General features: G+C 58.0%; 19 protein-coding genes. 12 read left to right on the forward strand and 7 right to left on the reverse strand.

The window, feature by feature from the left end; all coding sequences use genetic code 11:
• Positions 1-10 precede the first annotated feature (10 nt).
• Positions 11-499, forward strand: a complete 489-nt coding sequence (locus ACR0NW_RS11260; protein WP_170656862.1) for a plastocyanin/azurin family copper-binding protein — start codon at positions 11-13, stop codon at positions 497-499.
• Positions 492-1,739, forward strand: a complete 1,248-nt coding sequence (locus tag ACR0NW_RS11265) for a molybdopterin molybdotransferase MoeA (protein ID WP_480791841.1) — start codon at positions 492-494, stop codon at positions 1,737-1,739. Before ACR0NW_RS11260 ends, ACR0NW_RS11265 begins: the two co-directional genes overlap by 8 nt.
• A gap of 122 nt (positions 1,740-1,861) precedes the next feature.
• On the opposite strand, the gene ACR0NW_RS11270 is transcribed toward ACR0NW_RS11265, so the two are convergent.
• Positions 1,862-2,488, reverse strand: a complete 627-nt coding sequence (locus ACR0NW_RS11270) for a TetR/AcrR family transcriptional regulator (RefSeq protein WP_480791842.1) — start codon at positions 2,486-2,488, stop codon at positions 1,862-1,864.
• A 131-nt stretch (positions 2,489-2,619) separates the two neighbouring features.
• On the opposite strand from ACR0NW_RS11270, the gene ACR0NW_RS11275 reads away from it, so the two are divergent.
• Genes ACR0NW_RS11275 through ACR0NW_RS11295 form a run of 5 tightly spaced genes read left to right on the forward strand, consistent with a single transcriptional unit; the run spans position 2,620 to position 7,848 of the window.
• Positions 2,620-3,606 (forward strand): TRAP transporter substrate-binding protein, encoded by a 987-nt coding sequence (locus ACR0NW_RS11275; RefSeq protein WP_480791843.1) that lies wholly within the window; start codon positions 2,620-2,622, stop codon positions 3,604-3,606.
• Positions 3,603-4,109 carry a TRAP transporter small permease gene (locus tag ACR0NW_RS11280; protein ID WP_480791844.1) on the forward strand — a complete coding sequence of 169 codons (507 nt, stop codon included), beginning with the start codon at positions 3,603-3,605 and terminating at the stop codon, positions 4,107-4,109. Before ACR0NW_RS11275 ends, ACR0NW_RS11280 begins: the two co-directional genes overlap by 4 nt.
• On the forward strand, positions 4,106-5,365 hold the full coding sequence (locus ACR0NW_RS11285; RefSeq protein WP_480791845.1) for a TRAP transporter large permease: 1,260 nt from the start codon (positions 4,106-4,108) through the stop codon (positions 5,363-5,365). Before ACR0NW_RS11280 ends, ACR0NW_RS11285 begins: the two co-directional genes overlap by 4 nt.
• A 10-nt stretch (positions 5,366-5,375) precedes the next feature.
• Positions 5,376-7,025, forward strand: a complete 1,650-nt coding sequence (locus ACR0NW_RS11290; protein WP_480791846.1) for an amidohydrolase — start codon at positions 5,376-5,378, stop codon at positions 7,023-7,025.
• Positions 7,026-7,029: 4 nt separating this feature from the next.
• Positions 7,030-7,848, forward strand: a complete 819-nt coding sequence (locus ACR0NW_RS11295) for a CobW family GTP-binding protein (RefSeq protein WP_480791847.1) — start codon at positions 7,030-7,032, stop codon at positions 7,846-7,848.
• 30 nt (positions 7,849-7,878) lie between these two features.
• Here ACR0NW_RS11295 and ACR0NW_RS11300 read toward each other — a convergent pair whose 3' ends face one another.
• Together ACR0NW_RS11300 and ACR0NW_RS11305 are read right to left on the reverse strand one after the other, a co-directional pair.
• Positions 7,879-8,406: a 2'-5' RNA ligase family protein gene (locus ACR0NW_RS11300; RefSeq protein WP_480791848.1), complete on the reverse strand. Its 528-nt coding sequence runs from the start codon at positions 8,404-8,406 to the stop codon at positions 7,879-7,881.
• Between the two features lie 2 nt (positions 8,407-8,408).
• A complete protein-coding gene (locus ACR0NW_RS11305) occupies positions 8,409-9,422 on the reverse strand; it encodes a LacI family DNA-binding transcriptional regulator (protein WP_480791849.1) in 1,014 nt (337 codons plus the stop codon).
• Positions 9,423-9,566: 144 nt separating this feature from the next.
• On the opposite strand from ACR0NW_RS11305, the gene ACR0NW_RS11310 reads away from it, so the two are divergent.
• From ACR0NW_RS11310 to ACR0NW_RS11330, 5 genes are all read left to right on the forward strand, one after another.
• Positions 9,567-10,739 (forward strand): ABC transporter ATP-binding protein, encoded by a 1,173-nt coding sequence (locus tag ACR0NW_RS11310; RefSeq protein ID WP_480791850.1) that lies wholly within the window; start codon positions 9,567-9,569, stop codon positions 10,737-10,739.
• A 17-nt stretch (positions 10,740-10,756) separates the two neighbouring features.
• On the forward strand, positions 10,757-11,899 hold the full coding sequence (locus tag ACR0NW_RS11315; RefSeq protein WP_170656885.1) for an extracellular solute-binding protein: 1,143 nt from the start codon (positions 10,757-10,759) through the stop codon (positions 11,897-11,899).
• A 75-nt stretch (positions 11,900-11,974) separates the two neighbouring features.
• Complete coding sequence (locus ACR0NW_RS11320) at positions 11,975-12,811, forward strand: ABC transporter permease (RefSeq protein ID WP_480791851.1); 837 nt, start codon at positions 11,975-11,977, stop codon at positions 12,809-12,811.
• The gene (locus tag ACR0NW_RS11325) at positions 12,808-13,611 is read left to right on the forward strand and encodes an ABC transporter permease subunit (protein ID WP_170656889.1); all 804 of its coding nucleotides are present in this window, start codon (positions 12,808-12,810) and stop codon (positions 13,609-13,611) included. The genes ACR0NW_RS11320 and ACR0NW_RS11325 overlap by 4 nt, the downstream gene beginning before the upstream one ends.
• A 1-nt stretch (position 13,612) precedes the next feature.
• Positions 13,613-14,404, forward strand: a complete 792-nt coding sequence (locus ACR0NW_RS11330) for an inositol monophosphatase family protein (RefSeq protein ID WP_480791852.1) — start codon at positions 13,613-13,615, stop codon at positions 14,402-14,404.
• 111 nt (positions 14,405-14,515) lie between these two features.
• On the opposite strand, the gene speB is transcribed toward ACR0NW_RS11330, so the two are convergent.
• From speB to ACR0NW_RS11350, 4 genes are all read right to left on the reverse strand, one after another.
• The gene (gene speB / locus ACR0NW_RS11335) at positions 14,516-15,481 is read right to left on the reverse strand and encodes an agmatinase (RefSeq protein ID WP_480791853.1); all 966 of its coding nucleotides are present in this window, start codon (positions 15,479-15,481) and stop codon (positions 14,516-14,518) included.
• A gap of 22 nt (positions 15,482-15,503) precedes the next feature.
• Positions 15,504-16,784: a TRAP transporter large permease gene (locus ACR0NW_RS11340; protein WP_480791854.1), complete on the reverse strand. Its 1,281-nt coding sequence runs from the start codon at positions 16,782-16,784 to the stop codon at positions 15,504-15,506.
• Positions 16,781-17,398 (reverse strand): TRAP transporter small permease, encoded by a 618-nt coding sequence (locus ACR0NW_RS11345; RefSeq protein ID WP_170656897.1) that lies wholly within the window; start codon positions 17,396-17,398, stop codon positions 16,781-16,783. Before ACR0NW_RS11345 ends, ACR0NW_RS11340 begins: the two co-directional genes overlap by 4 nt.
• 81 nt (positions 17,399-17,479) lie before the next feature.
• On the reverse strand, positions 17,480-18,496 hold the full coding sequence (locus ACR0NW_RS11350; RefSeq protein ID WP_480791855.1) for a TRAP transporter substrate-binding protein: 1,017 nt from the start codon (positions 18,494-18,496) through the stop codon (positions 17,480-17,482).
• Positions 18,497-18,630: the final 134 nt, after the last annotated feature.

Below are 18,630 nucleotides of genomic sequence, written 5' to 3' on the forward strand. Positions count from 1 at the left end.
GGAGAGAAATATGCGGTACTTGCAGAAGGCGATTGCAACCATGGTCATTGCCGGGTCGATTTGGTCGGGCGTTGAAGCCAAGGCAGAGGATTTGCCCGAAGTTGCGGTGGTGCATCAGATCATAGACATAACCGCACAAACTCCGGCTGACGCGTTCCGTTTCGATCCCAAATTCCTTCGGGTACCGGCGGGCGCCACGGTCCGGTTCAAGGGTTCGACGGGGCGCCATACCGTGTCTTCGATCCGGCCAATGATCCCTGAGGGCGCTCGCAGCTTTGAAATCCGGGGAAAACCCGAATTGGATTTGACCTTTGAGAACGAGGGGGTGTATGGCATCCGCTGCCGCGTGCACGGTCGTCACGGTATGGTCATGTTGTTGGTCGTGGGTGATCCAACCGGCAATCTGGATGCGGCCCGCGCCCATGTGTCCAAGTTGTCCGATGCAGAACGAGTAGAGTTCGAAGCTCTGTTCGCGGAACTGGAGGTACAGGATGGCTGACGGATGCGCCTGTGACAGAAACGCCCACACATATCTGTCGGTCTCTGACGCACTGAACCGCGGATTGGCCGTTGCCGAACCCGTGGAAGAGGTGGAAGAGCTTGCTCTGGAAGACGCCATTGGGCGCGTGCTGGCCGCGGATTGTGTAAGCCGAGAGTGTATGCCCGCCTTCGACAATTCGGCGATGGATGGTTATGCCGTGCGGACAGCTGATCTGGGCAACGATGACAGGTTTGATCTGCCCGTCGCCGGGCGCGTGGCGGCCGGGGATAGCGGGCGGCACGCGGCCCCTGCAGGCAGCGCACTGCGCATTCTGACCGGAGCGCCTGTGCCACAGGATTTTGACGCGGTGGTGATGCAGGAAGACTGCCGGCTAACGGCGGATGGCATCAGTTTCACTCGCCGCCCCGAACCCGGACAACATATTCGCCGGAAGGGTGAGGATTTGCCGGCGGGCAGCCCTATTCTGAACCGAGGTTGCCAAATCGGTCCTCGCGAAGCGGGTGCTTTGGCCGCCGCTGGTTACGCACGGATCGCCGTTTACCGTAAGCTGAGGGTCACCATATTTTCGACCGGTAATGAACTGCGCCATCCCGGCGACCCGCTTGAACCCGGCCAGATCTGGAATTCCAACCGCTTCATGCTGCGGGCGTTGCTGGACAAGCCGTGGGTGGAGCTGACCGATTCCGGGCCTGTTGCAGACGATCCCGCCACACTGGAGCGTGTTCTGCGAAAGGCGTGCGACATGTCTGACCTGATCGTTACCACCGGGGGCGTGTCGGTCGGGGATGAGGATCACATGCCGCGATTGTTCACGGCCATAGGTGGCGAAACAGATGTGATGAAAGTGGCGATGAAGCCCGGCAAGCCTTTGATGTTCGGGCGGCGGGGCAATGCCCTCTATGTAGGTCTGCCAGGCAACCCGGTCTCGGCCTATGTCACCTGGCTGATCGTTGGCGCCCATATGATGGCACGGCGGGCCGGGCTGATTTATCGCCCGGATGTGACAGCGCAGGCCGTGTTGACCGAACCCCTGAACCGCCGCCCCGGGCGGCAGGAATACCGTCCTGCACGAATCGAAGGTATGACCAGTGATGGTCGTCCGCGACTGCATCTTCTGGCGCCGTCATTTAGCGGACGGGTGGCGTTGCTGGCTCAGGCAGATGGTCTGGCGATTTTGCCCGCCGATATGGAAACACTTGAAGAAGGCGGAACCCTGGATTTTCTAAGTTTTAGATGACGTTCTCAAGGGCCATGGCTTGCCGAGACTAGCGACCGGCACCCACATTAAGCTGTTGATAAACAGCTTAATGTTGAGAGCGTTAGCAGTTGCTCCTCGCTGTTCTTCCACAACTCAATCCTTCACTTCAGAACACCCAAAGCGGCTTTGACAACCACCTCTCTCAACCCATTTTTATCCGCAGGGAACAGAGGGCCGGAACCCAATGAAATATGGACGGCCATGGTGATGATGACCTGAACCGCATGTTTCATGGCCAGCGGTTTGTCCTGGGCCGGAATTTCATCTGAGTACTCTTCGGCGACTTTGGCAAAACGTTCACCTGCCAGCATCGTCAAACCTTGCAGACGTTCCCAAACCGAAGGGTCCAGTGCTGATATTTCGTAAGAAGCGCGATAAAAGCCTCTGTGTTCGAACACAGTTTCAAACGAGACGGTGGCATAGTGGGTCAGCAGGGTTTTGACATCCCCGTGCGTGGCCCGTGAAAGATCCATAGTCCGGGAATCTGTTGCCAGAGCCTCGTAGTGGCGCTCCAGCATCACGTCGAACAGGTCCCGTTTGTCTGCGAACCGATGGTAGAATGACCCCGTCGAACATCCCGAAGCCGAGATGATATCCGCCACCCGGGCTTTCGCAAAACCAGATTGTACAAAAGCAACCTCAGCCGCTTGCAGAAACTTCTGTTCTGTACGTCGGCTGCGCGCCTGTTTGGCCGGTTTGTACCCTTTATCCGATAGGTTCTCGGTCACTTTCTCTGGCATCCCGCTAAGATTTTATTTGACAAAAGCAGATTAATCAGACGATTTCAATAAATAGAATAAAACTTCTAATATTGATGGTCCGACATTCGGGCCCAGCTGAATTGGACAGGGAGACGAATATGAAAAATCTGATGGCGGCGGCGATTGCGTCCGGATGTCTGGCAACTGGTGCGCTTGCCCAGGTCGAGATCAGGCTGGCCTCGGTCGCACCTGCAGGGACACCTTGGATTACTCATCTGGAAGCCTGGGAGAAAAACGTCGAAGCCGCCTCGAAAGGCGAAATCGACATCGTTATCTTCCCGTCCGGCCAGCTGGGAAACGAGTATGACACGTTCAAGCAGGTCCAGCGCGGGCGAATTGATGCGGCCTCGTTGTCGGGTGGCGCGATCAGTGCCTACGTGCCTGAGCTGTCGCTGATGTCCACGCCGTTTCTGTTTGGCAAGACCGAAACCGTCGATTGCGTCTATGACGGCCCATTGGGCGAAAAGATGAAAGAGCTGATCGGCGAAAAGAATGTCGAGTTGCTGCAATGGGGTGAAACCGGATGGGTACACAACTATGCGCAGGACGATCTGTCCGATGTCGCGTCGGCCGAAGCCTACAAGATCCGGGTCGCGCCGCATGACATGTCGCGCCTGATCTGGGACTCGGTTGGCGCCAACGGCACCGAACTGCCTTATGCAGAAACGCCCGCTGCACTACAGACCGGCCTGGTCAAAGGTGGTGAGTCAGCCTCGATCTCTTACATTGCCTTCGGGATCGGCAAAGTGGCGCCTCACCTGATGATGTCCTACAACATGCATCAGGCCGGCGGGTTGTTCATCTCGGACCGCACGATGAAAAAGCTGACGCCGGAACAGCAGCAGATTCTGCGCGACAGCCTGCCCGACACACAGGCGATGCGCGACACGATCCGCGAATTGGGTGATGGCATGGTTTCCAAATATGCCGAAGGCGGCACCGTCCATTACCTGACTGACGAACAGCGCGCCGCGTGGAAGGACAAGGTCGAACCGAACTGGCCTGCTTTTGTGACCGGTCTTGGCGGGAAGGCCGAGGAGCTGTGGCCGGAGCTTCTTGAAGCCAAGGCAGCCTGCGACGAATGACGCCTCCAAACTGGGCCACTCGGATTCTGGCGGGAGTATTCGCGCTGGAATCCACAGTCGCAGTGGCTGGTTACGCCATCGTGGCAACGCTGTTGATACTGGATGTCGCGCTGCGGGAATTGTTTGGCACCTCTATCTACGGTGCGCAGCGCGTGTCGGTCTATATCATGATTGTCACCGGTTTTCTGGGTCTCGGGCTGGCGGCCGCACAGGGCCGCCATCTGCGGCCCCGGTTTGCCGATGGCCTGATCCCTACCCGGTTCGCAGAGGCAGCGACCCGGCTGGGCGATGTGCTTATGACTGCGGTTCTGCTGACATTCGCCTGGATCGGGGTGCGATTCGTACTTGAGGCGCGAGAATTCCAAGACATGGCCCGTGTCATCGACATCCCGCTTTGGTACCTGCATCTGATCGTCCCCTACGCCTTTGCCGCAACGGCCTTGCGCTATGCGCTGTTCGCGCTTTACCCCCCCCTTCGCCCCGAGGAAGTCAGTTCGGAATGACCTACGCCCTTATCTTATTCGGTCTGACCGTCGCGCTGCTGGCCCTGCGGGTGAATCTGGTCGTCGTTCTTCTGGTTGTCGGCAGTTTCATCCATTTGGTCTGGGGCGATGCAGAACTGCTGTATGTGGTCGAAGACATGTGGATCGCACTGGACAAAGAAGTCCTGTTGTCGATCCCTCTGTTCCTGATTTGCGGCGCAGTCATGGGTCGCGGCGCGATCGCCGCGCGCCTGATCGGGATCATGAAAGCCCTGACCGCCCCCCTGCCCGGCGGTATGGCAATCGCAACAGTTATGACCTGCGCCGTTTTCGCGGCGATTTCCGGGTCGTCAGCGGTAACGCTGATTGCCGTTGGTTCCATCGCTTACCCGGCCCTGCTGGCGCAGGGTTATGACAAAAAGTTTTCGTTGGGTGCTTTGGCATCCGGCGGAACGCTTGGGGTGATCATTCCACCTTCCATCCCGATGATCCTGTATGGCATCGCGACCGAAACCTCGATCATCGACCTTTTCACGGCTGGTATCCTGCCGGGCCTGCTGTTGATGAGCCTTCTGGCTGGGTACTCGCTGATTGTGAACCGCCATCTGCCCCGGCAAAACTTTTCGGCCGGTGAACTGGTTACTGCGCTTCGCACTGGCGTCTGGTCGATGCTGATGCCTGTCATCCTGCTTGGCGGAATTTACTCGGGCTATTTCTCACCCACTGAATCCGCAGCGGTGGCGCTGGCCTATGCGGTGGTGATCGAGCTGTTCGTGCATCGGGAACTGCACCTGCCGGATCTGCGGGACATAGCCGTTGAAACCACCGTAATGATGGGCACAATTTTCCCTGTGTTGGCCATTGCCCTTTCGGTGAACTTGCTGCTGACCACGCATCAGGCGCCTACCTATCTGGCGGACTGGATCGGAACCTTCATCACATCCAAGATCACGTTCCTGCTGGCGGTCAATGTGCTGCTGCTGATCGTGGGATGCGTGATGGACATGGTTTCGGCCATCCTGATCCTCGCCCCACTGCTGCTGGCACTTGGCCGGGTCTACGGAATCGATCCGGTGCATCTGGGCATCATCATGACCGTGAACCTGGAGATCGGCCTGCTGACCCCGCCAGTTGGCATCAACCTTATCGTCGCCATGACCGCTTTCCGGGAAAAGTTCGGCCTGATCACGCGTGGCGTGCTGCCGTTTATCGCGCTGATGCTGGTGGGGTTGTTGATCGTGTCCTTTGTCCCTGCCCTATCGCTTGCCCTGCTGTGAGGAATTGCCCATGTCCGACATAACCATATATCCCGCCCGCCGTATCCACACGATGAGCCGTTCCAATCCAGTGGCCGAAGCTGTCGCCGTTCGTGACGGCATCATACTTGAGGCCGGGCGGATTGAAGATATGCAGCCCTGGCTTGACGGGGCCGAGGTGCGGGTGGACGAGCAATTTGCCGACAAGATCCTGTTTCCCGGCTTCATCGATCCGCATCTGCACCCTTCGCTAGGGGCGACCATCCTGCCATGTCATTTCATCACTGCCTTCGAATGGGATCTGGGACCACGAAAGGTGGCAGCCACCCGTGGAAATGAAGACTATCTGGCAGCTCTGGCAGAGGCGGTTGACGAGCGGGACCCGGAACAAAAGCTGTTTGTCAGCTATGGATATCACCGCAGTTGGCACGGCATCGTGGGTCGGCTTGACCTGAACCGGATCGCACCGGATACCCCTGTGATCCTGTGGCACCGGTCCTTTCACGAGTTGATCATGAACGACGCAGCCATCGATCTGCTTGGGCTGGGCCGGCAGATGATGGAAGATCATCCGCAGATCGACGCCGATATGGGCGTTTTCTTTGAAACCGGAGGCGCTGTGGCGCTGAACGCGCTTCGGCCACATCTGTTTGCACCGGCGTGGTTCGGGCGTGGGTTGGATGACCTGAAAAAGCTGCTTCATGCGGGTGGTCACACAACCGTTGGGGATATGGCTTGGGGTATTTTCGATTTCGAACTTGAATGGCAGGCCTACAGCTATGCCATCGAACAGGCAGAGGCACCGTTCCGGGTGCAGATGATCCCCCGTGGTATTCCCGAGGCCGAGCTCACCGGCACGCCCGAAGACGCGCTGGCCCGGATTGAGGCGCTGTGCGATCGGGGCAGCCATCGGCTGCGCTTTGACAAACATGTAAAACTGTTCACCGATGGCGCCTTCTTCTCGGAACTGATGCAGGTGCAGAAGCCCGGCTTTATAGACGGACATCACGGCGAATGGCTGACCGCCCCGGAGCAGTTCGAAGCCGCCGCCCGCGCCTATTGGAACCAAGGCTATCGGATACACGTGCATTGTACCGGTGATCTGGGGGTGGAATTGGCGCTGGATGTGCTGGACAAGCTGCAGTTCGAACGCCCCCGTTTCGATCACCGCTTTACCATCGAACACTTCGGTGTCGCGACCGAAGAGCAGGTGCGCCGGATCAAGGCGCTGGGGGCACTGGTCTCCGCCAACATCTACTATCTGCACGAGCTGGGTGAAGCATACTGGCGGCACAGCCTTGGTCACGAACGTGCAAGTCAGATGGCGCGGCTCGGATCATTGGCGCGCGAAGGCGTTCCGTTCGCCCTGCATTCCGACTTTACCATGGCCCCGGCCCGGCCCCTCACCAGTGTTTGGGTCGCCGTCAACAGAATCGCTGAATCAGGCGCAGTACTGGGTATGAACGAACGGATCAGCGTCGATCAGGCCATGCGCGCCATCACAATAGACGCGGCTTATGTTCTGGGACAGGAGGCACGTATCGGATCCGTCCGGGCGGGCAAATCGGCGGATTTCACTGTTCTGGATGATGATCCATACAAGGTCGCACCCGAAACCATCCGCAATATCCGGGTGCATGCCACTGTGTTCGAAGGCGCAGTGCATCTATGTGAAAGCTGAACCGATGCTGCCCGTTGTAATCGTCTCCGGTTATCTGGGTGCCGGGAAAACCACCTTGATCCGCGAATTTCTGACAGACCCACAAGGGCTGCGCGCGACGGTGCTGGTAAACGACTTTGGGCAGATCAATCTGGATGCAGAACTGATTGCCGCAACCGGAACGGACACGATTGCGCTGACCAATGGATGCGCCTGTTGTAGCATCGGTGATGACCTGCTGGGCGCGGCGCAAACGGCTGTTTCCAACAGACCCGATTTGCTGGTGGTCGAGGCCAGTGGTGTTGCACAGCCTGCCCGTATTGCCAGCTTGTTGCACGGTATCGCAGGTGTGCAACCGGCCCGTTGTCTGACCGTCGTGAACCTCTCGCGTGCCCGGCAGTTGGCAAGCGACAAATTTGTCGGAACCCTTTTCCGCCAGCAGACAGATCAGGCACAGGCGCTGAGTGTGAACCGCCCCGGCAGCGGTACGGGCATTGAACGCGGCCTGATGGCTCGTCCTTTAGTGGCAAACCTGCACGAGTTCATTCGGACCAGCAGTCGTGTGGACCCTCCGATTGTTCCTGATGCGGAACCGTCACCGGAATTCACACAAACCGTCCATCGCCCTGCACCGATGACTGAGGCAGACCTGAAAGGTTGGTTGACCCGGCTCTCTCCCAATGCGCACCGGGCCAAAGGTCCGGTTCCCGTGTTGCAACAGGATGGAACGGTCAACATGACATGGCTGGACTTTGTACAGGGGCAATTCTGCCTGCGTCCTTTGCCCGACAGGCCGATTTCACCCACCGGACAGGTTGTTGTTATTAGTCCGGCAGACCGGTGAAAGCACGGGTTGGAGAGAAAAGAACTCGAACTACCCAAGATCGAATGTCTTCAGGATCTTCCATTCCTCGATCGGCACGGTCTGACTGGACCTGACCAGATGCAATTGGCAAAAGCGCAGGGATTTGCCCTGAAAACGGCCCAACGCCTTTGCGCCATCCGCTTTTGTTTCCGCCGCAATCGGTCCGTATGCCATGCTGATATGCGGCTTAAACGCCCCCGGAACCTGGGAGGATGGCAAGCCCTGCGCCAATGCAGCCTGTTCGCGGACAAGCTGAGGTGGCTGCGACAATTCCAGATACAAGGATTTGAAGAACAGATCCTGAATGCCGACTCCCGTTACAGTCACGGTGTGACTTGAAAACCCCGTAGAAATGGAGCGCACGCATTCAGACAGTTCCGCTTCACCGCCCGCAAGATCGCCCATCAAAGTCATGTGGGGAAGAAACACCGGTGTGGAATTGGTATCCCCAAAGTTCTTGATCCAGGTATGCAGGTCCGTCAGATCCGGTTCATCCGGTACCATCCAGACGGAAAAACTCGCAACATCTGCCTTCATTTTCAATGTGTTCCTCGAGAGATAAATTCCGGTGCGATAAGCACCGTTTCACTTGCCTTGTCGGGATGGTCCAACCTTTCGCCCAACATGCGCAGGATGTGTGAAACGGTCTGATCCATATCGTTGCGAACGGTAGACAGCTCAAAATCCGGCCAGCGGGCCATGGCGATGTCGTCAAAACCAATGATCGACAAATCGTCCGGAATGATGCAGCCAAAGTCCGTGCCCGCCGCAGCCATTGCCCCAAGTGCCATCGCATCGTTGGCACAGAACAAGCCGTCCAGATCTGTCCCCGCAGTCAGCAGCTCCGTCAGGGCCTGATGACCGCCCCTGTAACTGAAATCGGAATGGATGGTTGCAACCGGTTGCAGGCCGGCCTGATGCAAGGCATTTTCAAAACCCGCTTTGCGTTCCTGATCTGATGAAAGATGTTCCAGTCCGCCCAGATACCCCAGCTTGGTTTTTCCGCGTGAAATCAGCTCGGCCACTGCCAGTTCTGCACCTCGCGCATTGTCGCAACAAACACTGTCGACACGCTCGGCTTGCATGATGCGGCCGGACACGATCAGCGGGATATTCAGTTTGGCGCAGTGAGTCGCAACTGATTCGTCGACGCTGCCACCACGTAGAATCAGTGCATCCAGCGGATAGGCCAGCACCCCGAGTATCTCGGCCTCCGAAGTTTCTTCAGATCCGCCGAGGACCACCGGCCACTTGCCCATCGCATGCAATCCCTGCATCAGTTTGGCCAGAATTTCACTGTCATAATGGTTGACAAGATCGCCCGTCACGATGGCCACAAGGTTGGATCGACCGGTGCTTTGCAACCCGGCCGCAAGCGCATTCGGACGATAGCCAAGCTCTTGGGAAACCTTGAGAATTTTGGCCTGCTTATCCTTGTCCAGATAGGCACCGGGCGTGAATGCACGGGACACCGCCGAACGCGAAACGCCTGCGGCCTGCGCAACCTGTTCCGCAGTGATGCGGCGCGGTTTGGAATCTTTGCGTGTCTCCATCGTTCAGTCGGGTCTCATTTCCATCTGCAGATGCATCTTTTTTCAATTATCCGAAATTCGGGCTTGCGTCATAAAGGTGTCATTTCTTACCGTTATATGAACACGTGTGCACAAAATTTGTAGCAGAAATATGAAAGACGCAAAATGAACCTTGCTCCGGCCGACTACGAAAACGCCTCAGCAACCCTTGGAGCAGGGATTTCCTTGCGCGGTCTGCGGGTGGGATATGCCGAGCAGGATGTGCTGTCAGATATCGATCTGGACGTGCAGGCCGGGGAATTCATCGCGCTGCTGGGCGCGTCCGGCTGCGGCAAGACCACATTGCTGCGTGCCTTGGCAGGTTTCGTCCCGGTTCGGGGCGGTTCGATCACTGTCGACGGCAGCGACATGAGTCGGAAGACGCCCGAACAGCGCGGGATGGCGATGATGTTTCAGTCCTACGCGCTGTGGCCGCATATGAACGTGGCGCAGAACATCGGATACGGGCTGAAGCTGCGCGGGAAAAGCAAGGCGCAAATTGCCGACCGGGTTCAGGAAATGGCGACACTGGTCGGACTTGGCGACCTGATCCACCGCAAGATCGGTGCATTGTCCGGCGGACAGCGGCAACGGGTGGCGCTGGCCCGCGCTTTGGCCATTGATCCGCCGGTTCTTCTGTTGGATGAGCCGCTCTCCAACCTTGATGCCGGTATTCGTGCCAACATGCGGCACGAGATCCGCAGCCTGCAGCAGCGGTTGGGCCTGACCACCGTCCTTGTCACCCATGACCGTGAAGAGGCGATGTCGATGGCAGACCGGGTTGTCATTCTGAATCAGGGTCGCATCGCACAGGTCGGCACACCCGAGCAGGTGTTTCACACCCCGGCCAACCCTTATGTGGCGCGATTTATGGGAGCGGGGAATGCCCTTCACGGTCACGCAAATGTCGATGGAGGCACGGTCGAGCTGAACCTGGCCGAAGGGTCGCAACGGCTGCCAATCGCTAACCAGGGACAATCAGGGGCGCATTTCCCGGACCCTGCCAGTGGCGCGGTCGACATTCTGTTTCACAGCGATGCGGCACGGCTTGGCGGAGCAAAGGACAATTGCCTGAGCCTGCCCGGAACCGTCGTACAACATTCATATCTGGGATCGGTTTATCGCCATGAGATTCAGGTCGGCGAGACCCGGATCATGGCGGATGATCCCGCTAAGATGCCCATCGGCAGCCCTGTCGATGTGTGCGTACCGGCCACGGCGCTAAGTCTGTTTCCTGCAAAGTCCCAGACAGCCGTGACCGGACCCGAGGCGGCGACCCAGGCCGCAACACACCTCTGAGTTTCTGGAGAAACACCATGACACCCAAGATTGCAAACCTTTTCGCCTCGGCGGCCATCGCGTTGGTCACCGCAGGCGCGGCGCAGGCCGAGAACGTGCTGAATGTCGCCTCGGGCGGCAGCCAGAACATGGTCGATTACGTGACCGATTACCTTGGCCCCCTGTTCGAAGAGCAAAACCCCGGCTGGAAAGTGAACGTAGTCGGCACCGGCCCCGGTAACGCCGGTAGCCAGGCCATTCTGGAAAAGATCAAGGCGCAATCCGGCAACGAAGCATGGGACACCGACGTCGTGGTGATGACCCAGCTCAAGACCGGTGAAATGGTGACCGAAGGTCTGCTGCAGAAATATGTGGACGACATCGACACCGGTAAACTGGCAACGCGCGACACCTCGAAAACTGCGCTTGGCACCGATGTTACGGGCTATGTCATGCCGATGTTCCACAGCCAGACCGCCATTGCGTATAATCCCGATCTGGTCGCTAACCCGCCCGCCAGCTTTGACGAACTGAAAACCTGGACCGCCGAAAACAAGGGCGCGTTCGGTTACAATGGCATCAAGAACGGCATGTCGGGCGTGGCCTTTACTGCCGCGTGGATGTACGCCTATGCGGGCAACACCGAACAGCTGATGAACGGCCCTTATGACCCCGAGCTGAAAAACAGCTGGGATCAGGCGCTGGCCGATCTGAAAGCCTTCAACGAAAATGTCACCTTCACACCGGGCAATGCCGGTACGCTGGATATGATGAATCGTGGTGAGATCGTGATGGGCCCGGTCTGGGTCGACATGTTCTACACTTGGCAAGCAGATGGCCGCCTGAACCCGAACCTCAAGCTGTTGTTGCCGGAACCGGGTATGCCGGGCCAGCCATACTATTATGCAGTTCCTGCCAAGGCCGAGAATGCCGATGCAGCCCGCAAGTTCATCGCACTGGCAACCAGCCCCGATGTGCAGGCCGAAGGTATCGTCAAACGTTTTAACTGGTATCCGGGCATCGATGCCCAGCACGTCGAAGCATCGCTGGAAAAAGAAGTCTGGGACAAGCTGTTTACCGACGTGACCCCCGAGGATCTGGCCGCCAAAGGCAAGCCCTTCCCGCTGGGTCCCTACTTTGACGACATCCGTGAAGCATATGAGTTGAAGGTTTCCAACTAATAGACCCCCTCGTGGAAACCATGACGCGGGCCCACCCTCCCAGGGGCCCGCGTCTCAAATCTTCGGACGAGACGTATGATCACCCGCAAAACTTCACTGATACTGGTCGCCCCTGCGATGGTGCTGCTTGGGCTGCTGTTTCTGTATCCGCTCGGATATTCGCTGATCTGGGCCTTCAAGGATGAGGAACAGGGCGGCTGGGGCCTCCAGAATTTCATCAAGGCTTTTGGCCTTTATTCCAATGACATTCTGTTCACCTTGATCATCGTCACACTTTCAACGGCTATTATCGGTGTGCTGTCCGTTGCCATCGGTGGCTATCTGACGCTGGGCGAAAACCGGGTGGCGCTGGCTGTTCTGCGCTGGCTATACCGCTGGCCGCTGTTCATTCCGTTTGTGGTAGCGGCACAATTGATGCGCACTTTTCTGGCCAAGAACGGAATGATGAACAACATCATCGTCTCTACCGGGTTGATGGAGCCGCTGCAGGCCGCAAGCTATCTGGACTGGCGCGGCATCGTCATCACGTTTGTCTGGAAGCAAACGCCTTTCGTGGCCTTGCTGGTGGCAGGCGCCATGGCGTCGCTTGATCGTTCAACGATCGAAGCCGCGCGCAATCTTGGTGCAGGCCGGTTCCGCATCTTGCTGGAAATCGTCGTGCCACAGGTTGCAACCACCCTGATGGTCGGGCTGATCCTGTCCTATGTTGTCATGATGTCGGTCCTGTCCGTGCCGATGATGATCAATGCTCAGACCCCCACCATGATTACGGTGGATATGGCCTGGCGCATCAATGCCTATTCCGATTATGGCGTCGCCAACGCCCTTGGGTTCATCTCATACGCCATGACCGCCGTAATCGCGTGGGTCTATCTTCGTCAGGGCGTCCGTGAAGGGGGAAAACCGGCATGACCATCCTGCGTTCAACTCTTACCGCGATCATTCTGGCGCTGCTGGCTTTTGCCATCTTTGGCCCGATCACCAATATGCTGATCTGGTCCGTGGCCGAGACATGGTATTTCCCGGCCAAACTGCCGCAAAGCTACGGCTTTTCCTTCTGGGAACGCGTGTTCCGTCCGCAGGGCAACGCCATGGAGTCACTGTGGAGTTCGGTTCTGATCGCCCTGTTCACGGTGCTGGCCTCGCTGACTGTGGCCATTCCCGCCGGGCTGGCACTGGGGCGTGGCAGCCTGCCCTGGCGCGCGTTTTTCCTGCTTCTGTTTCTCCTGCCGCAGGCGTTTCCTTCCATTGCCGTGCACATGAACATCGCACGCATCTTCTATGGGTTGGGATTGAACGGCACCTATACGGGCGTGGTACTTGTGCACACCATTCAGGGGCTGGTGTTTTCCGTCTGGATCGCAACCGCCGCTTTCGCCGCCGTCGACCGCGAGCTCGAGGAAGCCGCCGCAAACATGGGTGCTTCACCCTTCACCGTTTTCCGGACAGTGACCCTGCCGCTTGCCCTGCCCGGGCTTATGGCCAGCGCAATCTTTGTCTTTCTGATTTCGCTGGATGAATTCACCGGAACCTTCTTTGTCGGTGTGCCGGACATCACGACCATGCCGCTATTGCTGTTCACGGCGTCCATGGAGGGTAACTATCAGATCGCATCCATCACCGCGCTTGTTCTTCTTGTGCCATCGGTTGGCTTCATGCTGTTCATCGAGCGGTTTCTGAAGTCTGACGTTCTGGCCAAAGTTGGAAGCTGACATGAACGACATCACAAACCGCCTTGAATTCGCCAAAACCCTTGCGCAAGAGGCCGCCGCGCTGGCTGTCCACCTGCGAAACGACCAAAGCGCCGAATTCATTGCCGAAAAAGGCCCACAGGACTTCGTCACTTTTGCGGATCGCGCGGTCGAGGACCTGATCCGCAGCCGGATTGCCGAAACCTGGCCCGCTGATGCCATGCTGGGTGAGGAAGACGGTGTAACCGGCAGCAGCACCGCGTTTTGGGTTGTGGACCCGATTGACGGCACTGCAAATTTCATGCGCGGACAACGCGACTGGGGCGTGTGCATTGCCTATTATGACGGCGAACAGATCCCGCTGGGCGTGATTTGCGCACCGGATCTGGACATGTTGGCCTGGGCTTCGACCGGAGGTGGCGCATGGTTGAACGGAACACGCCTGAGTGTCTCAGACTGTGATGACCCGAACCGCGCGCTTTTGATGCTGGGCTGGTCTGCACGGCGCCCGGTGGCGGATCACACACAACTCATCCAGTCTCTGCTGGATCAAGGCATGGAATACCGCCGCAACGGCTCGGCCGCGATCAGCCTTCTGGCCGTCGCAACAGGGCAGGCCGAAGGGTATTATGAGGCGCATTTGAATGCCTGGGATGCCTTTGCGGCGATCCCGATGATTTCCGAGGCCGGTGGGCAGGTCATCAGCGCGCCGAAAGACAGATTTCTGGTACAAGGCAGCCCCATCCTCGCGTCGGCGCCCGGTATGTCAGAGCCCTTGGGCCGCGTGACACCGATTCAGTCCGATTTAGCCTGATTGCATTAGTCGCGAATATCGACAGCATTTCCCAAAAAATCCCGGCCCGCAGGTGGGCTGCGGACCGGGAAACCGTGGCATCTGCACGAAACAAACGCCATGGGAGGGAGTTTATTTTTTGTTGTGGAAGATGAAGCCGATGAAGTTCAGCAACAACTGCGCCGCAAGAATCTGAGTACTTTCGGACGGATCATAGGCCGGGGCGACCTCGACCAGATCGATGCCCACGACATCGCCGCGTTTGCTCAGTCCCTGTAGGATTTCCAGCACGTCGTAATACTGGAATCCACCATGGCTGGGCGTGCCGGTGCCCGGCGCGATCGAGGGGCAGAAGGCGTCGATGTCGATGGTGACGTAGTACCGGCTGCCTTCGGGAATACGATCTAGCACACCTTCGGTGCCCAGCTTGCGCACCTGCCTCACCGACAGGATGTCCGAACCGCGGGCGCGGGCGTCGTCATAGCCCTCTTTCGCGGTCGAGGACACGTTGCGGATGCCCAGTTGAGTCATGCCCGAGACATAGTCTTTCTCGATGGCGCGACGCATCGGGTTGCCGTGGCCGACGGTGACGCCGTGACGCTCATCGACAAAGTCCAGATGCGCGTCGATCTGGATCACGTGGATCGGGCCATTTTCGGCACAATCTTCGGCATAGGCGTTGATGCAGGGGATGTTGACGGAATGGTCGCCACCAATGGTGACCGGTATGGCACCGGCATCGAGGATCTTTTTGACACCGTATTCGATGTTGGCGTGGCTTTCCTCGGTCTTGGTGTGGATGATATCAGCATCCCCCAGATCGACGATGCGCACGTCACTGCCCAGATAGGTGGCGTCATCCTCGTGGTCATAGGCCCCTGCGTGACCAAAGCTGAACAGGGTCGAGGCCTCGCGCACCGAGCGCGGACCAAACCGGGCACCCGAGCGGAACTGACAGCCAAAATCGAACGGTGCACCAAGGATCGCCACATCGGCGTCGATCTCGTCCCAGTTCTCGACATAGGGCTTCTTGCCAAAGGTTGAGATGCCGACAAAAGGCAGGTTCAGACGACCGGCTTCATATCCATGTCCCGACATGATTATCTCCGTTTCTTATGGTTTAACGATAGGCCAGTTCCGGCAGGAACAGCGCGATTTGAGGGAAGGCCATCAGCAGCCCGGTCACGATCAGCAGGATGATCAGGAAGGGCGGCACCCCGCGCACCACCTCGACAAAGGGGCGGCGGAACACGGCGATGGCGGTGAACAGGTTACAGCCGAAGGGCGGTGTCGCGGCTCCGATGGCCACCTGTAGTGTAATCAACACGCCGACCAGCACCGGGTCAAGACCCGCAGCCTTGATCATCGGCGCAAAGATCGGCACTAGGATCAGGATCACAACGATTGAATCCACGAACATGCAGCCGATGAAGAAGGCGATGTTGATCGCGATCAGCGTCATCAGCGGTCCGGCATCCTTGAGCCCGAGGCTTTCGATGATCGCCTGCGGCACCTGCGCAAAGCTCAGCGTCCAGCTGAACGCCGCACCCGCCGCGATCAGGATGAACACGACCGAGGTGATGGCGCCGGTGGACAGCGCGATGTCAAACAGATCACTCAGCTTGATCGAGCGGAAGATCACCACCTCAAGCACAACCGCATAAAGCACGCAGATCGCGGCGGCTTCGGTCGGCGAGAACACACCGCCATAGATGCCGCCGACGATGATGGCCGGAAAGCCCATCGGCCACAGCGCCTTGCGCAGAGCGGTGAAACGCTGCCCCCAACCCTCGCGCGGCAGCACGGGGATGTCATGGCGGTATGCGTAAACCATGCAATAGGCCGAGAACAGTACCACGATCAGCAGCCCTGGCAGGATACCCGCGATGAACAACTGCGAGATCGACGTACCCGAGACCACACCATAGATGATCATGCCGATCGAGGGCGGGATCAGATAGGCAAGGTCGGCGGCGTTCACGATCAGGCCGATCGAGAAGCTGTCGCTATAGCCCGACTTCAACATCCGGGGCCGCATCGCCCCACCGATGGCCACAACGGTCGCCTGGGTCGAGCCGCAGACCGCGCCGAACAGCGCGCAGGCCGAGGTGACGGAAATCGCCAACCCGCCCTTGATATGGCCCATAAAGCTCATCACAAGATCGATCAGCCGGTTCGCGGAATGGCCCCGCGTGATGATATCGGCGGCCAGAATGAACATCGGCACCGCGATCAGCGCGGCGGGTTTTACCCCTCCGATCATCTGCTGGATCAGGATCTGCATGTTCATGTCGGGGAAGTAGACAAGGAACCCCAGCACCGCCGCCGAGATCAGCGGCATTTTCATCGGAAAGCCCGCCAGCAACAGCAGGATCATTACGGCCAGCATCAATTCGGTCATTTGTCTGCCCCCGTGGAGTCTTCCGTGGATTCTTCGTAGCGCTGGATCGCCGCAGCGGTTTCGGGATCTTCGTAGCTGTCGACCTCAAGGTAGGAGACATAGACCTCCTCCTCGGCGAAATTCAGGTTTCGGATTGCCGTCAGTAAATACTGGAACGAGGCCAGCGTCAGGCCAACCACCACCCAGACATAGGTCAGGTAAAGCGGCATCTGCAGCGCCGGAGTGATCCGTCCGCGCGACGCGACCTTCTGAACATATTCCAGAGCGTACCAGGCCAGCACCGCCATCACGACGGCGGTCGTCGCGGCAATCACAACCATCAGCGCCTTGCGTGCCTTGATGGGCAGCGCGTCATAGATCGCGGACATGCGAATATGAATCCCCTTGCGGGTGGCATATCCCAAGCCCATGAACGTGACGATCACGATCAGGAATTCATTCAGTTCTTCGGAAAAATAGATGGACTGGTTGAACACATACCGGCCAAAGACATTGGCGATGGTGTTCGCGGCCATCAGGATGATCCCCCAGCTCAGGATCCAGACTTCGATCCGTCCAATGACGGCGTCTATCTTTCCCAAAAAGCCGAAAGGAGTGGAAGTACCGGTCTGCATGGTGTCCCCCCTTTAGTGGACCTCACGCGCAACATCGCGCGTGAGGCAGTGGTTTTGAGTGAGTGGTAGAAGTGCTTGGGATCAGTTGCCTGCCAGTTCGGCCTGCAGCGCATCCAGCAGTTCCTGACCACGGTCGCCGACGATTTCGACATAGGCGGCAGAAGTATCGGTGCTCTGGGCACGGAAGACGTCACGCTCTTCCTCGGTCAAAACCACCAGACCGATGTCGGGCTTGGCTTCCTTGATGATGTCCAGGCGCTTCTGGTTGAAGTCGGTGACGACGCCATCGATGAAGCCGGTCATATCCGCCATGGTATCGCGCACCAGCTGCTGACGGTCGGGGCTGAGGGTTTCGAACCAGTCCGAACCCGCGACAACGGTGGTCACCAGCTCTTGCTCACCGGCCCAGATCAGGTGGCTGGTAACTTCGTAGAACTTCATCTCTTCAATGGTCGGGATCGGGTTGACCTGACCGTCAACAGCACCCAGCTGCAGCGCGCCGAACACTTCGCCAAACGGCAGCGGCGTCGGGCTGGCGCCCATGTTCTTGTAGGTTTCCAGCAGGATCGGCGACACCATTACGCGCATCTTGAAGTTGTCAAAATCTTCCGGCGTGCGAATCTCGCGGTTGGTGGTCCAGACCTGCGGGCCCTCGGAATACATGGTCATGACTTCCAGACCGCGCTTGCGGAAATCTTCATTCAGCGGACCATAGATGGTTTCCGAGCTGCTCAGAATGTTCGAGATCGCCACCGGGTCGGACGGCAGCAGATAAGGCAGCAGGAACACCTGGCTTTCCGGCACCACGGTGCCCAGGTTGCCGATCGAGACGTTGGTGAACTGGATGACGCCATCGGCTGCTTGTTCAACCGTTTCGGTTGGCGTGCCCAGCGTGCCCATCGGATAGACGGTCACAGTCACTTCGCCGTCGGTGGCTGCTTCGATGCGCGATTTGAACTCTTGCGCATAGGCATCCATGATCGAACCCGGAATTTCTTCGATCGCGAATTTCCAGTCTTCGGCCAGTGCGGCAAGTGGCGCCATGCTGAGCAGTGCGGCAGCAGCAGTGGTTTTCACATGGCTGAGGTTAAATGTCATTTGGGTTCCTCCCATTGATCTTTGTGAGTTTGGATCACGATCAAAAAAACCACGGAATCTTGCATAAAAAAATATCATCTTGCTAATGTTCACATAAATCGTTTTTATGTTATCGGATCAGATTTACCCCACGG

Source organism: Ruegeria sp. CF5 (assembly GCF_056537325.1).